Source organism: Enterococcus sp. DIV1537a, from assembly GCF_051712085.1.
GTDB lineage: Bacteria > Bacillota > Bacilli > Lactobacillales > Enterococcaceae > Enterococcus > Enterococcus faecalis.
Genome location: NZ_JBIOOE010000001.1, coordinates 2,496,425 through 2,512,386, shown reverse-complemented (window position 1 = coordinate 2,512,386; position 15,962 = coordinate 2,496,425). Strand labels below are relative to the sequence as shown.

Here is a 15,962-nt window from a genome sequence, read left to right as displayed (position 1 = left end):
TTTTATTGATTGCTGCGATTATTTTGTTGTGTTAAAGCTGATTTATCAATGGTTAAATCGATGGTTGCTTTCATTTCTTTAGAACCACGATAATAAGTCACTTCCATTTTGTCGCCAACTTTTTTCTTGTAAAGCGCGCTTTGTAAATCTGTAGTAGAGCTTACGTCTTGGCCGTCAACTTTCGTGATAACATCGTATTTTTCCAATCCAGCTTTTTCAGCAGGGGTCGCTGCTTCAACACCACGAACCACTACGCCAGTTTTTACAGAAGCTGGAATTTTTAAAATTTGTTCTTGTTTTTGTGAAGAGATACCTGTTAAATCAGACATCGTAATCCCAAGAGCTGGCCGTGTCACTTTACCATCTTTTTCTAATTGGTTGATAATGTTGACTACGTCATTACTTGGAATGGCAAAGCCCATCCCTTCAACGCTCACTTGACTAGTTGATTGCACAATTTTTACTGAGTTAATGCCAATGACTTGTCCTTCAATATTGATTAGTGGACCACCAGAGTTTCCTGGATTGATGGCAGCATCGGTTTGAATGGCATTAATATTGATGGTTTCACCAGACTCGTTTTTATTGGTAATATTTCTATTCACAGAAGAGATGATTCCTTGTGTGACAGAGTTAGCATAATCAGAACCTAGAGGGGAACCAATTGCAATAGCAGGCTCACCGACTGTGATTTTACTAGAATTCCCAAACTCAGCGACTTGATCAACTTTGTCGGAAGAAATTTTAATCACGGCTAAATCCGTGTAAGCATCGGTTCCGACTAATTCGCCTTTCACTTTGGTACCATCAGATAAAACAACTTCCAATCCTTGTGCTTTATCTACGACGTGGTTATTTGTCACGACATAAGCCGTTTTACCATCTTTCTTATAAATAACCCCACTACCTTCACTGGCTGCTTCTAAATCGTTACCATTGTTGCCGGAAGAGTCTTGAGTACCTTCATTCCCACCGAACAATCCCCCAAAAGGATCATCAGCCGAAGAATTGTTGCTAGCACTTTGCATATTAATGACAGAAACCACAGAATTTTGAACTTTTTTCACGGCTTTTGTGACATCGCTAGAAACATTGTAACTCACATTGCTGACTTTTGTATCACCGTGATTAGTGGACGTCGTCGTCGCCGCATTATTTCCGCCGTTGGGTGTGGGAATAATCCCAGAATAAGCGCCTCCTAGAATAAGGGCGCCACCAAGTAAGCCGCCAGCTAAACCAATCCCAAATTTTTGCAATAAACTTTTTTTATCTGAATTAGGTGTAACATCTTTTCGTTGCATAAAATAACCTCCCAATAAGTGCATCTGAATTTTCTATATTAAGTATATCTGTTTCCTACTCCTTTAGTCTATCGAATAGCTTTGAATTTTTTATGAACAACTTAGGGAAAAATTACAGAAAAAATACGAATGAAAAAGTTATACACAGAAAAATGTGAACAAATCGGGAATAACTCTGTGTACAGTTTTCAGGAAAGTTATCCACAGAATGTGGATAATGTGGACAAATCAGTGGCGAATATGTGTTTGTATTGAAAAAGCTGTTAAATAAAGTAATTTTTTAGTTTCTTCTGTGGATAACTCTGTGTATATGTGTATAAGTATGTGGAAACGTTGTGGAAAGTAGCCAAACTTCGTGCTAAAATAAGAAAGAAGAGAAAACGAGAAAGTAGTGGAATAGGTGAAAATTAAACTAGTAACAGTCGGAAAACTGAAAGAAAAATACCTGATTCAAGGCATTAATGAATATCTAAAACGTTTAAATAGCTATGCCAAGATGGAAATCATTGAAGTCCCAGATGAAAAAGCCCCGGAAAAACTCAGTGACGCTGAAATGCTTCAAGTCAAAGAAAAAGAAGGCCAACGTATTTTGGGAAAAATTAATGACAACGAATACGTCTTTGTTTTAGCCATTAATGGCAAACAATTATCTAGTGAAGAATTTTCAAAAGAAATTGAACAATTAGGGATTAGTGGCAAAAGTAACCTAACGTTTGTCATTGGTGGCTCCTTAGGTCTCAGTGATTCAGTCCTTCAGCGAAGTAACCAACAAATTTCTTTTGGCCGCTTGACTTATCCACATCAGTTAATGCGTTTGGTATTAGTGGAACAAATTTATCGCGGTTTTCGGATTATGAAAGGGGAACCTTATCATAAGTAGGGGCGGTGTTTAAGAAGCGGAAATTTAGAAAGAAGGAGTCAAAATAGATGTTAGATAAGTTTTCTGCCCCAACACTAAATAAGTTACAAAAAGATAATCAGCATATTTATTATGTATACTGTTTGGTTGATCCAAGAAACAACCAACCTTTTTATATTGGTAAAGGGAAAGATAATCGTGTTTTTGCTCATCGACAAGCTGCGCTAAATTTGTTGCGACAATCAAATTTATTAAAAAACGATGAAACAGCGGGAACATTAAAAATAAAAACGATTCAAGAGATAAATGCATTGGGGATGCAAGTACTAAGCTATATACTTAGTTATGGATTATCTGAAGCTGAGGCTTTTGCAAGTGAAAATGCGTTGATTAATTATGCACGGCTTATTCAAAGGCTACCGTTGACAAACTTAGTAAAAGGGCATGGTTCTAAAGCTATGTTAGTGGAAGACATTGAAGAATGTTTTGGTTTTCAACCTATGTCAATAAGTGAAATAGCAACAGATGAGTTGATTCTAGCGGTGAAAGTAAGAGATGCTTTTCGCCTTAGTAAGGATGAAACGAAAGAGTATCCATTAGATGATACATTACGTGATGTTAATAACTTGAAATCGCGGACCTTGGGTAACTGGGTAATTGGTCGTGATAAAATACACCGTATTCGCTATATTATTGCCGTTAACACTGGAGCGGACAATGCTGTTGTTGCTGCATACAAAGTTTCTTCAAAGTATTCAGAATCAAAAATATTTGAGAATGGATTGACTCGTTATGCATTCCAAGCTTTATCAAGTAGAAAAGACACATTAAAAGAGCTCAATTTGTATAAAAAATGTTTGCCAGGAATTAAGTTTGGTAGCGGTAGTGCTGTTGCGTATATTAATAACTAGAATTTTTATTTAAAAAAGTTATTTTTTAATGAATATATTCAAAATAACAATAACGAAAAAAGCAGACTTCCATACAAGAAGTCTGCTTTTTCATTAATTACTCCGCTTCCGCATTTTGCAAGTCAGCGACATCAGTCAGATAAGTGGCTTCATCCAACAAATCTTCCGAATGTGCAACATAAATCGCAGTGGCGCTATCACCAACCACGTTTAGGCTAGTAACGAGCATTTCGATTGGACGATTAATGGCTAAAATCAATGAATACGTCGCAATCGCAATCTCATTGTTATAGTTTAAACCAGTTAAAATAGTGAAAAGGATAATCCCGCCAGCACCAGGTGCAGCCGGTGTACCAATGGATGACATTAAAGCTAAAATGGCAATCAAGGCAATATTAGCTGGTGTCACTTCATAACCAGCTACGCCCGCCACAAAAATAGCCGCAATTACTTGCATAATCGCTGTGCCGTTCATATTAATAGTCATTCCTAACGGCAAGACAAAGGCGGCAACATCGCTGTCGACACCTAACTCTTCAACCGTTGTTTTTGTATTTAACGGTAAAGTGGCTGCCGAAGAAGAAGTAGAAAATCCAAAGACCACAACTTTCATAATCTTTTTAATAAAAGGAACAGGATTTAGTTTTGTCGCAAATAAGATAAATAATGGGTAACCGATCATCAAAAAGGCTAAGAGCGTCGCTGTCGTGGTTACGACGTAGACTAACGCTGGTTTTAAATAATCAATCCCGTAAGAAGCAAACGTCCGAACTAACAACATAAAGACGGCAATAGGAGCAAATTTAGTAATTACAAAGGTTAAAAATAACGTGACCATCGCATTGACTTCTTCAATTAATTTTTTGAAAACACGAATTTTATCTCCTAATGCATTAATACATAAACCAGTAATCACTGCCAACACAACAACGGCTAAAATCGCACCATTGTCGCTAAATGCAGAACCGATATTTTTCGTGACAGCATTGACAATCACCATTAATGGGTTGCCGCTCGTACTTACTTCGACAGGAGCTAGCGTTTCAGATAACGACACATTAAAAGCGCCAGTTAAATATACGCTATAGCCCACAATTCCAGCCGTTAATAGAGCAATCAGTGACATCGATAAAAAGCCAAAAATTGTTTTATAAGAAATTCGTCCTAATTTTTGCGTATCGGTAATATGACAAATGGCTAAAGTAATTGAAGTAAAGACCATCGGCACAATCACTAATTGTAGGCCGTTGATAAATAGTTGACCAATAATATAGAAAAGCCCAATCGCAGATTGTCCTTTTTCAGGATCTGAAATATCTTGGAAAAGAATCTGATTGATTGTCTGCCACACAGCGCCTTGATTGCTGCGAATAAGGTGCTCTCTTAAAAATAAAAAGCCGAGCCCAACGATTAATCCTCCCACCAATGAAATCACCATTTTTTTGGTAAATGAGATACCTTTCACTTCACGTTTTTTCTTTTCCACTTTGTTGCCTCCCAAATAAATTGATTAAGCACCGCGCAAAAAAAGCCTTGCACACAAAAAAAGGGCAAGACATCTCGTATCATTCACTATACAAAAATACAGAATTTTACAGAACTTTGCCTTGTTAGCCTCTCGGACTATCTTAAAGGTACTTTTCCACATACTAAGGGAAACTAAGAGAATTGTCAATTCTTTTTTACTTAGGGAAGTGTTATTTTTGAAGAAAGTGATCTTTACCCTTTCCGCAGATACCGCAGCCAAAAAAGAACTACAACGGATTCTTTTGCAGTATAATAGAAAATAGAAACGAAAGAACAGGCACCAACACAAAGGAGGTATTTTTATGAAAGTCACTCAACTTTCTAGTGAAACCCTTGACCGAGCGCATGAACGTTTTGAAGAAACACTTGCGCAAATGACCGTTGCCGAAGCAAACACGATGCCCGCACCATTAATCAAGTCTGTTACTTGGCTGATGTGGCACACAGCCAGAGAATTAGACCTACAAATTTCCGCACTTAATCATAGTGAACCGTTATGGCTTAGCCAACACTGGACAGAAAAATTTGCCTTGGATTTGCCAGATGAAACAGAAGACTGGCATCACACACCAGAGGAAGCGGCGAAAGTCGTGGTGACAGAAAAGCAATTGCTTAGTGACTATTTGGCTGCCAGTGTGGCACTTACCAAAAGCTATTTAGACCAAATCAAAGAAGAACAATTGTCAGACGTGATTGATAAAAATTGGACCCCACCGGTGACTAGACAAGTGCGTTTAGTTTCAGCGATTGATGATGCAGTGATGCATTCTGGGCAAGCCGTTTATACACGAAGATTAGTCATTGGAAAATGATAAATAAGCAAAAACAAAAATGCTTCTGCTTAAGCAGGAGCATTTTTTATTGAAAGAAAAAATACATAAAAATAATGAGCGAAGGACTGTCCACTTTTTCCCTAGTTGAAACGTTGTATAAGTGCAAGGAGCAATCAGATGAAAAAGGAGGCAAATTTTGACGAAGTACTATTTTCTTTGGGGCAAGAAGTCATCCAAGTCTTGATTCGCCGAGGAGCAAGTCTTGAAGATGCACAAGATGCAGTGTCGCAAACATATACAACGATTTTTTCAATATTACCTGAAATTACATCAGAAAATCTACGCCCGTGGTTTTTCCGAGTAACATTTAATTACTACATTACGATGTATCGAAAAAAGAAACGAGAACGCACTTTTGTGGCAAACAGCCATCCTGTACAATCAATAGAAAAAATGGAAGGGCAAGAGTTATTATTATTGATCGATTCCTTAAAAGATGAGGAACAAGAACTATTACTTTTGAAATATTATTATCAATTATCGTATGCCGAGATTGCGTTGATTTTAGAATTATCTGTTGAAAATGTTCGCAAAAAATTGTATCGCACACGTCAAAAATTAAAAAAAGAACTGGAGGAATAGAAGTGGATTTAAAAAAAAGTATTCGTAAAGCGAAAAGAAAACAATTTATCGTGATTGGTGCCATAACCGTTGTTAGTTTTGCTGTATTGTTTGTCGGTTTTTTTGTGGGAATGGATAAACTTTCGACGAAAAACTATCATACCCTACTAGAAGTAATTAATGATCAAGAAATGATTGCTTCACCAAACACTCAATTAGATTCCCAGGTAATTGCTAATAGTTCGCCTTTTGGGGGCGAAGTTGTGACCAATCGTTCAAAAAATATTGATGGTTACACGGTGGAGTGGAGTAATTTACGTAGCAGATATAGCTTTTTCAGAAATTCGATTGACTGGAATGAAGTCTATCCTGGTAGCTATTATTCTTCTAAGAATTTTTATGAATACAACCGACAAACCAAGCAGAAAGTAGCATCTTTTTATAACCCAGCGATTACCAATTACTATGGTGGTATCAAAAACGAGTTAAGTGAATTAGATAAAATGGAAAACCAAGTAGCGGAAGTGGCGATTTCTTTTGATAAACCTTATCCATATGAAGAAGTCCGCAAAATGTTACCGAGCAATGTCAACTTAGTTTGGCTCTATGTATACTCCGAAACGGTTAATGAAAAAGAAGGTCCTTCTGGTACGCTGCCTTATGGTTTTCAATTAAGCATGGACGATCACAACGAAATATTTGATCCTGAAAACGACAAGCAACACTTTTTTGAAACCTTAGAAAAATCCCCGTTGTTTGCTGACAACCAAGAAGGCCAAAAGTTTATCCAACAAAATAAAAATAAAAAAGTCGAAAAATTACCTATTTGGGGAGTCATGCTCACCGGACAAACCAAAAATTTCAAAGCCTTACAAAATGAACCTTTTGTTCGTGGTGCTTCAATTGGCGTGACCGTACCTATCGTTCCTTATATTCAGCCAGAGAAATAAACGTTCTTCAGAACTCTAAGCCTTCCGACTGATTTTGCTTCAACGATATTGTCAGTAAAAATAGAAAACGTTATAATAGAATGGATCACAGGAAGTGCTTCTACAATGCGTGGGAGCACTTTTTTTACTTATCTATGAGGAGGGCAAGTGAATGTTTTTTAATTTTATTGGGTTAACGTTATTTTTTGGTATCGGGATCTTAGTTGCGAATGGCGCCAAAATTGTAGCGAATAAAGGGAAAAAGAGTAAGGGGACCATTCTATTAATGGCGATTGAATTGCTCTTGTTAGGTATCTTTTTATTTGTGACTTTGCCAAGTAAAAATCTTTCAACCGTGTTATGGATTAATCTGATTGGCGCAGTGATTGCTAGTGGGGTGTTATTAAGTACACGCTTAGCTAGTAAAGTCGAAGTTCCTGGTATCCAAAAGGGCCGCAAAGAAGTAGGGAAGAATACCAACAAAACGGCTAACAAAGACTGGTCTGGCAAAATTTTGGGTGTTGCCGTTTTGGCAATGATTTTGTTGACCATTGTCAGTAGTATTACCAGAATTTCTTCTATTGATGAAATTTATCAAACGATTCCTTTAAAAACGGAAGAAAAAGCTGAAGTTTTAACTTCGGCGAAAGAAACACCCATTGCGATTGCACCACAAACGGCGAAACGAAAAATGTTACAGAAATTTTCTGTCATTCCCAATTCCAATATGTTTACTTTGGATGGTATAACGGCACAAGTTGTCAATGGCGAGTATGTTTATGTAGCAACAGTCGAATTTAATGGCTTCTTTAAATGGCTAAAACTGGGGGAAGTACCTGGCTATTTCATCATTAGTGCAACAGATATCAACGCACAGCCAGAATTTGTAGAAAAACCAATTGTTTATACTCCTTCAGCTTACTTTGGCAAAGATGCCGCACGAAAAATTTATTCCGCTTATCCAGGTTATGCAGCAACTGGCACAATCAATTTAGAGCTGGATGACCAAGGGAATCCTTACTATATTCAAACGCTTTACAAAGAGTATGGGGTTTCTGGTCGCATGCACTATAATGAATTTAAAACGGCAGTATTGAATGCTACAACAGGAGAAGTTAACGTTTATGACAGTCAAAAAGCCCCAAGTTTCGTTGATGCGCCGATTACTAGCTCAGCGGCGAATAGCTTAAATGAATTCTTTGGTCGTTACAGTCAAGGCTGGTGGAACCAGACAATGTTTGGTGCCAAAAAAGATGTTAAAATTCCAACTGAAAATGGTATTTATGCATCAGGACAAATTACGCCGATGATGAACAAGGAAGGGAACCAGTTGCTTTATTTTACGGACTTTACAAGTAGTGAAAAAGACCAAGATTCCGCTTTAGGTTACTCCTTAATCAATGCCCGAACAGGTCAAGTTACGTATTATCGTGATACTAAAGTCGGCATTATGGATAGTGATGGCGCCATTTCTATCGCCTCAAAAATTTATCCAGAAAAGAAATGGAAAGCTAGTATGCCAGTCCTTTATAACATTGATGGCGTGCCAACGTGGATTGTTTCGTTAATGGACAGTAAAGGGATTTTCAAAAAATATGTCTATATAAACGCCGTAGATAATGATATTGTGATTGATGCAGACACGGCACAAGGCGCATTAGACGCTTATCGAATTGAGTTAGTAACCAAAGGAAGTAACAATGAAAATACAGACAAAGCCAACTTGAAAACGATGCAAGGTAAAGTAGCTCGTGTCTCAGTAGTAGCTGGGGAAGCGCAAACGGTAGTTTCATTTTTACTAGAAGATGAAAAAACCATTTTTAGCGTAACGACTAATAACAGTCCGCTGGCGCTATTCTTAAAAGAGGGCGACCAAGTGACATTTAAAGCCGTAGTGACTGAAAATGCTAAAGCAGCGAATGTTGAAGAATTGAAAATTGCAGGATTAAACTAAGAGGTCGGGACAGAAGTGTTTAACTCCGAGAAATAAGAAGGAATTTTCGAAAATTGTTCTTTAATTTTTGGAGAATTTCGGCTTATTTCCGAAGGAGTTGCTTTTGTTCCCGCCGTTTATCAATTTTTAAGCCTGGAACAAAAATCCAAAGTGATTTTTGTCCCAGGCTCTCTTGGAAAAGAAGAAAAATCCACTTATTTCTGCTATGATAAGAGAGAAAAAGAATACGAAGGAGCTTCGCCCATGCGCAACATAAAATTAACCATTGAATATGATGGTAAAAGATACTCAGGTTGGCAACGACTAGGCAATTCAGAGAAAACGATTCAAGGGAAAATTGAAAGTATTTTAAAACAAATGACGGGTGAACCGATTGAAATTATTGGCTCAGGCAGAACGGATGCCGGCACACATGCACGTGGTCAAGTAGCGAATTTTAAAACGACTAGTTCACTAACAACAACCGAAATGTTATCCTTTTTAAATCGATATTTACCTGGCGATATTGTTGTTAAAGAAGTTACAGAAATGCCTGAACGTTTTCATGCACGTTATAACGCCACAGGCAAACAATACAGCTACTATGTTTGGAATAGCCCAATTCCTAATGCCTTTGAACGGTATCATAGTTTTCACTTTCCCAAAGCGTTGGATCAAGAAAAAATGGAACAAGCTTGCCAAAAATTAATAGGGACCCATGATTTTATTGGTTTTTCAGCATTGAAAAAAACCAAAAAATCGACTACTCGAACGATTGAAAAGATTACGATTGAAAGAAACGGCGAAATGTTACAGTTCACTTTTGTGGGTAATGGTTTCTTGCATAAAATGGTCCGCATCCTCGTTGGGACACTTTTAGAAATTGGTGCAGGCACCAAAGAATTAGCGATAATTGACGAATTATTCGCAACAAAAGTCCGAGAAGGCGCAGGTGAAACGGCTCCTGCACAAGGGTTGTTTTTAGATGAAGTGTATTATAAATAACAAAAAAATAAATTTTCTTTAACCACACCAATTAAAAAGTTGAACTTTATCTAAAAAGTGCTAACGTTAAGAAGAGATTAACAATAGAAAGAGGTCATTTTTTTGCTATCTTTACTTATTTCTGTCAAAAAATTATTTTCATCTTTTTTAGGTATCTTAAAAAAAGAAGACACTCGTGCCTTGTTCTTTTTACTGGCAACCACGTTGTTGAGTGGGACTATTTTTTATTCAACAGTGGAAAAATTGTCGCCATTAGATTCGTTATATTTAAGTTTCATGACGTTAACCACGATTGGTTATGGAGATGTGCATCCAGTTACTGACTTGGGAAAAATTTTCACCATGGTTTATGCTACAGTGGGCTTGGGGATTATGGCTATGTTTATTTCGGTCGTAGCAAAATCCTACTTGTATTCTAAACAAAGTCATCACCACCATCACCATAAAAACAAAGAACATTCAGCGGAAAAGTCTTCAGAAAAATAGACGAAATTGATGAGTTGACCAAGTGTTTCTCGAAAAATGAAAGTTTTTTGAGAAACACTCTTTTTTTATCTTAATAATTATGGTAGTATGTCCCAAACTGTATTTTATTTTAAAGGAGCGTGAAGTGAATGGTCAAAGCGATTCGGAAATTATCGTTAATTCAAAAAATCATGATAGGGATTGTGATTGGAACCACCTTGGGTTTCTTGGTGCCAGAATGGACCTTCATCAGCGTTCTTGGTGAATTGTTTGTGGGCGCCTTAAAAGCAATTGCGCCGATTTTAGTTTTTGTCTTAATTATTGCGTCGCTAGCCCAACAAAAGGCTGGGGCGAAAACATATGTTGGATCAATTTTAGTTGTGTATCTGTTAGCGACATTTTTGGCAGCTGTTGTTGCCGTGACGGCAAGCTATCTGTTTCCCGTTAAGATTGTTTTGGAGGCGGCGCAGGAAGCGCAAGCAGCCCCAACGCAACTTAGTGATGTTTTAAGCAATGTGTTAACAAGCGTTGTCCAAAATCCGATTCAAGCGATGATTGAAGGCAATTATTTATCTGTTTTATTTTGGTCCTCATTAATCGGTATTGGGTTACGTCAAAGTTCGGTCGCTACCAAGGATGTGATTGCCAATCTTTCAACAGGGATTACCACGGTCGTTCAAATGATTATCGGCATTGCACCAATTGGAATTCTAGGTTTGGTGTTTCATTCGGTGGCAACAACAGGCATTGCAGGGTTAGCCAAGTATGGTCAGTTACTATTATTGTTAATTGGTACGATGGCCGTGGTTGCTTTAGTCGTTTATCCAGCGATTGTTTTTTGGAATATTCGGCAAAATCCGTATCCGTTAGTCTTTTTTGTATTAAAGGAAAGTGCGATTCCCGCATTCTTTACACGCAGTTCTGCGGCCAATATTCCCATTAATATGGAATTGGCGAAAGCAATGGATTTAAATGAAGAATCTTATGCGGTCTCTATTCCGCTGGGCGCAACGATTAATATGGGCGGCGCAGCCATTACGATTACCATTATGACATTGGCGGCAGTCCACACATTAGGCATGTCCGTGCCAATCTATTTAGCATTATTGTTGAGTATCATCGCCGCTGTTTCTGCTTGTGGGGCTTCAGGAATTGCTGGTGGTTCCTTGTTGTTAATTCCGCTTGCATGTAGTTTGTTTGGCATTTCCAATGATATTGCCATGCAAGTCGTCGGCGTTGGCTTTATCGTCGGCGTAGTCCAAGATTCCATTGAAACAGCGTTGAACTCTTCTAGTGACTTGTTGTTTACCACCTCAGTTGAGTTAGCAGACCGACGTAAAAATGGTGAAAGTATTGATGTCAAAGCGTTAATTGGTAAAAGTCAATTGGTGGTCGAACAAGAAAATATTTAAAAGAAAGGAACAACCCGCTAAAATGCGGGTTGTTCCTTTCTTTTATAATCTCGGCCCCATTTTTTTCAGGGGCCACTGAAATTATCGACCATTTTGTGAAGAAAATCCTCTCTATAATAAAGGTATCAAGTAAACAGGAGGTACACGAAATGAAATGGTATCAACTTTCCTCAACAAAAGTAATCGAGCAGACTAAGACGAAGCAAACGGGTCTTTCTAGCGAAGAACGTCAGCAACGTTTACAAACGAATGGTCCAAATAAAATTGAAGAAAAACAACAACTGAAAACGTGGCAAAAGCTAGCCAAACATTTTACAGATTTACTAATGGTGGTCTTACTCGCTGCCGCAATTCTAAAATTTGCCACAGGCGAAGTGGTCGAAGGAAGTATCATTTTTCTAGTAGTACTTGTCAATGGCTTTGTCGGTTATTGGCAAGAGCGTAAAGCAGAAGAATCATTAGACGGCCTGAAACAGATGATGGGCCAAGAGACAGTCGTTCTAATTGATGGACAAAAAACAACCGTTTCTTCTGAAACATTGGTTCTGGGAGATGTAGTCACGTTACAAGCTGGCGATGTAGTCCCAGCAGATTTGCGCTTATTTGATGTTCATAATCTGATGATTGAAGAATCAATTTTGACAGGTGAATCAGAAGCCGTGGAGAAAATTACCAGTTCCTTGAATGAAGAATTACCAACAGGCGATCAAAAGAATTTGGCTTTTTCAGGAACACTTGTCCAAGCAGGTTCGGCCTTAGGTGTTGTAGTAGAAACAGGAGATTCCACTGAAGTTGGAAAAATTAATCACGCGTTGCAGTCAGTAGATCAAAAAACAACGCCGCTCGTACGGAAAATGCACCAATTAAACAAGCAAATTTTCCAAGGGATTATGGTCTTGATCTTGTTTCTGATTTTCTTTACCACTTTTCGTCATGGCATGGAATGGAGCCTCTTATTTTCTGCGATGATTGCATTAATTGTAGCAATGATTCCAGAAGGCTTACCTGCTGTGTTAACGATGATTTTATCGATGGGTGTTCATGAGATGGCTAGAGAAAATGCGATTATTAAAGGCATGCCTTCCGTTGAAACATTAGGTTCAATGACAGTTATCTGTTCAGATAAAACAGGAACGCTAACTAAAAATGAAATGACGGTAATGGATGTAGTGACTGAAGAAATGACCATTGTCAAAGAGATTATGGCCAACTGTCAAGAATTGAAATTACAAGACCAACAAAAAATCGCCGACTTACAAGGGAATCCTACCGAGTTAGCTTTACTACAGTATGTTGATCAGGATCAACTGTCTTTACGCCCTGTAGAAAAGCAAATTCCGTTTAGTTCAAGTTACAAATACATGGCCACTCGCCATCCGCAAGCAGAAGGTTCAATTATTTATGTCAAAGGTGCGCCAGAAGTATTGTTACAACTTTCTACGTTATCTGATAATCAAAAAGGTGCTTGGCAAGCACAAGCTGCGCAATTAGCGCAAAAAGGACAACGGGTATTAGGTTTCGCTTATAAGACAGTTACGTCACAACAGGAACTGACACATGAAACATTGTCAGGATTGACGTTTGCTGGACTGGCAGGCATCATCGATCCGCCAAAAGAAAGTGCCATTCAAGCCGTCAAAGAATCTCAAGAAGCAGGTATTTCCGTCAAAATGATTACCGGAGACCATAAAGATACAGCGCAAGCCATTGGCGAGCAGGTTGGTTTAAAGCATACGAAAAAAGTCCTTGAAGGATTAGAAATTGATGCTATGTCAGATGAAGAATTAGCTCAGCACGTTCAAAAAGTCGATGTATTTGCACGAACGACGCCAGAACATAAATTACGAATTGTCACGGCTTTACAAAACAATGGTGAAATTGTCGGGATGACCGGCGATGGCGTGAACGATGCGCCAGCACTAAAGAAAGCCGATGTCGGAATTGCCATGGGAATTAAAGGAAGTGAAGTAACCAAACAAGCCGCAGATATGGTTTTGGCAGATGATAATTTCCATACGATTGCTAAAGCCGTGAAAGAAGGACGCCGCATTTTTGATAACTTGAAAAAGACGATTACTTTCTTCTTGCCAACTTCTTTGGCACAAGGTTTAATTGTTGTCTGGGCGCTTTTAATGAATCATCCTCTACCGTTGACACCTGTCCAGATATTATGGGTAAACATGGTAACTACGATTACTTTGTCTTATGCATTAGGTTTTGAAAAAGCGAGTGCTGATACCATGAAACGACCACCAAGAGATGTCAACGAAGGCATTTTAACAAAGTACAGTATTTTTAGAATCGTCTATGTGTCGGTACTCATTATGGTGCCAGGTTACCTCATGGCGTTACAATTTGAGGGCCAAGCCTTACAGCAAACGTTCCTCTTACAAAGTATCGTCTTAGCGCAAGCAGCGTATATGATCAACTGTCGTAAGTTGGTTGATCCGTCGTTAAGCACAGGCTTTTTCCAAAATAAAGTGTTGTTTGCTTCATTAGGAATCCTCTTTTTACTACAAGCACTAGTGGTCTACTTGCCAGTAGCGCAGCAATTAATTGGCACAACTTCTTTAAATGGCCTTCAATTAGCAATGATTTTCGTCCATGTTGTGAGTTTGTTTTTCCTTGTTGAAGGGGAAAAATATATAACCAAACGATTCATGACGAAAGAAAGCCAAAAAACTAGCGAATGTCCTCGCTAGTTCCTTTAAAAATAAGAATGAAGAGTGAGCTCTGCTAGTCGGCGGAGTTCATTTTTTGTTGGAATTAAAGAGAGATAAAAGACAGGAAGATCAAGATGATCCAAGGGAAAATTGGAAATAATTATGTCGGCTTCATTTAACGTCAACTGGCTTAGTTCCACATATTCAATGGCTTGTAATTTCACACGAGTACCTAAATAAGCAGCTAATTCTTGTTGTAAAAAAGCTTTCCAAGCAGGTTCCCCTTGAAAGAGGAAATAGGCAGTCATCGTTTGCGCCTGAATGGAATAAATGGCTTGTTTTTCTAACAAAGAAGCCAAACTAAGAAAATAAGTCGGTTCTTCAATCGTGGTGTAGCGAGATAAAATCTCCAAAAGTTCTTGGTTGCTCTTTGATAACGCAAGGTCCTCTGCGGCTTGTTCGGTCATTAATTCTTGATATTCCAATTGAAATTGCTCAGAAAGTGTTGGGGACTCGGTATATTTAATGAATAACAATAACAGATTATCCAATAAATTTGTTTGGATTAAATCAGGCCGGGCTTCTTCAGTGGACAAATTAGTGACAAACTGCTGTAACGACTTTCGCAGCTGACTGTAATGAGTGTGGAGCGCAGAAGCCAACGTTTCGCCATAGACATTATCGTAATTCCAGCTTTCTAAGAAACAAAAGAAGGCAAAAAAACTTTCCTCTCCTTGCAAATAGATGCCTTCAGAAGCATAAAGTTTTGCCAAGGACGGTTGATAAAGTTGAAACAAGACATCTTTTGAATCAAAAGAAAATTGACTCACTCGGCAATTGGCTTTGTTGCGAATCGTGTTAATAAAAAACCAACAAGCGCCAAAAATTTCTTCCGTTTCCACCGTCAACTCACTACTGTAAACTTGTTTCAAAAATTGAAAATAATGCTCCTCATGAATAGAATAATCGTCAAAAAAATAATTATTATGAGTAAAAGGCACCAACAAACGATGATAAAAAATCCGAATATTGCTTTCTGCCCCGATTAGCTGAATGGTCGTCGTTGTTAGTTGAATCGTTAAATGAAAATCACGTAAGGCCTGATTCATTTTTTTGATATGTCGCTTCAAAGTTTCATAAGAAACACCACTAGTGCTCAAAAAAGAAGTTGTTACTAACTCTTTCGTAAATAGTAGCTCTTTTAATAGTTGAATACTAATGGATTGAGGTAAAAATAATGACCAAAGCTCATTGGTTTGCGCATTCCCCTGATTACGTAACCGAATACCACTGCTATCGGTTTCAATGGACCAGTCGGCGGGTAATTGACTGCGAATATACTGTAAATCCGAAAAAACGGTTCGCTCTGTCGTCTGGATTTGCGTGGCTAAACGCTTGGCTGTCAGCTGAGGAACATTTAACAACTGTTCCAACAAACGAATTTGCCGAAGCAAATCTTTTTCCGTTATCACACGTTTTAACATGGAGTACATGGCAAAACCTCCTTTTGCTTAAGAATACGGATAAAAAGGGGATTGGTCAATTAAAAAAAGAAGCGAATCG

General features: G+C 38.2%; 13 protein-coding genes. 10 read left to right on the top strand and 3 right to left on the bottom strand.

Annotated features, from left to right (window positions below; genetic code table 11):
- Nucleotides 1-2: 2 nt before the first annotated feature.
- Nucleotides 3-1,301 carry a S1C family serine protease gene (locus IGJ41_RS12330; protein ID WP_010816808.1) on the bottom strand — a complete coding sequence of 433 codons (1,299 nt, stop codon included), beginning with the start codon at nt 1,299-1,301 and terminating at the stop codon, nt 3-5.
- A 400-nt stretch (nt 1,302-1,701) separates the two neighbouring features.
- On the opposite strand from IGJ41_RS12330, the gene rlmH reads away from it, so the two are divergent.
- Entirely contained in the window at nt 1,702-2,181 is a 480-nt protein-coding gene (gene rlmH, locus IGJ41_RS12325; protein ID WP_002355021.1) for a 23S rRNA (pseudouridine(1915)-N(3))-methyltransferase RlmH, read from the top strand.
- A 47-nt stretch (nt 2,182-2,228) separates the two neighbouring features.
- Nucleotides 2,229-3,071 (top strand): LEM-3-like GIY-YIG domain-containing protein, encoded by an 843-nt coding sequence (locus tag IGJ41_RS12320; RefSeq protein ID WP_002381116.1) that lies wholly within the window; start codon nt 2,229-2,231, stop codon nt 3,069-3,071.
- Between the two features lie 97 nt (nt 3,072-3,168).
- On the opposite strand, the gene IGJ41_RS12315 is transcribed toward IGJ41_RS12320, so the two are convergent.
- The gene (locus IGJ41_RS12315) at nt 3,169-4,572 is read right to left on the bottom strand and encodes a dicarboxylate/amino acid:cation symporter (RefSeq protein WP_002387350.1); all 1,404 of its coding nucleotides are present in this window, start codon (nt 4,570-4,572) and stop codon (nt 3,169-3,171) included.
- A gap of 328 nt (nt 4,573-4,900) precedes the next feature.
- Here IGJ41_RS12315 and gst point away from each other — a divergent pair, with 328 nt between their 5' ends.
- The 8 genes from gst to IGJ41_RS12275 all read left to right on the top strand — a co-directional run bounded on the left by gst (nt 4,901) and on the right by IGJ41_RS12275 (nt 14,438).
- Entirely contained in the window at nt 4,901-5,410 is a 510-nt protein-coding gene (gene gst / locus IGJ41_RS12310; protein WP_002381118.1) for a DinB family glutathione transferase, read from the top strand.
- Nucleotides 5,411-5,548: 138 nt separating this feature from the next.
- Complete coding sequence (locus IGJ41_RS12305) at nt 5,549-6,013, top strand: RNA polymerase sigma factor (RefSeq protein ID WP_002383292.1); 465 nt, start codon at nt 5,549-5,551, stop codon at nt 6,011-6,013.
- Between the two features lie 2 nt (nt 6,014-6,015).
- The gene (locus IGJ41_RS12300; RefSeq protein ID WP_033600620.1) at nt 6,016-6,942 is read left to right on the top strand and encodes an anti-sigma factor; all 927 of its coding nucleotides are present in this window, start codon (nt 6,016-6,018) and stop codon (nt 6,940-6,942) included.
- 151 nt (nt 6,943-7,093) lie between these two features.
- Nucleotides 7,094-8,875: a hypothetical protein gene (locus IGJ41_RS12295; protein ID WP_002391386.1), complete on the top strand. Its 1,782-nt coding sequence runs from the start codon at nt 7,094-7,096 to the stop codon at nt 8,873-8,875.
- A 243-nt stretch (nt 8,876-9,118) separates the two neighbouring features.
- Nucleotides 9,119-9,859 (top strand): tRNA pseudouridine(38-40) synthase TruA, encoded by a 741-nt coding sequence (gene truA / locus IGJ41_RS12290; protein WP_002365313.1) that lies wholly within the window; start codon nt 9,119-9,121, stop codon nt 9,857-9,859.
- A 102-nt stretch (nt 9,860-9,961) separates the two neighbouring features.
- Nucleotides 9,962-10,345: a potassium channel family protein gene (locus tag IGJ41_RS12285; RefSeq protein ID WP_002355036.1), complete on the top strand. Its 384-nt coding sequence runs from the start codon at nt 9,962-9,964 to the stop codon at nt 10,343-10,345.
- A gap of 128 nt (nt 10,346-10,473) precedes the next feature.
- Nucleotides 10,474-11,736: a serine/threonine transporter SstT gene (gene sstT / locus IGJ41_RS12280; protein WP_002359106.1), complete on the top strand. Its 1,263-nt coding sequence runs from the start codon at nt 10,474-10,476 to the stop codon at nt 11,734-11,736.
- A 149-nt stretch (nt 11,737-11,885) separates the two neighbouring features.
- Nucleotides 11,886-14,438 carry a cation-transporting P-type ATPase gene (locus IGJ41_RS12275; protein WP_438714523.1) on the top strand — a complete coding sequence of 851 codons (2,553 nt, stop codon included), beginning with the start codon at nt 11,886-11,888 and terminating at the stop codon, nt 14,436-14,438.
- Nucleotides 14,439-14,443: 5 nt separating this feature from the next.
- Here the strand turns inward: IGJ41_RS12275 and IGJ41_RS12270 are convergent, their stop codons facing one another.
- The gene (locus tag IGJ41_RS12270; protein WP_002419572.1) at nt 14,444-15,883 is read right to left on the bottom strand and encodes a helix-turn-helix domain-containing protein; all 1,440 of its coding nucleotides are present in this window, start codon (nt 15,881-15,883) and stop codon (nt 14,444-14,446) included.
- Nucleotides 15,884-15,962 lie beyond the last annotated feature (79 nt).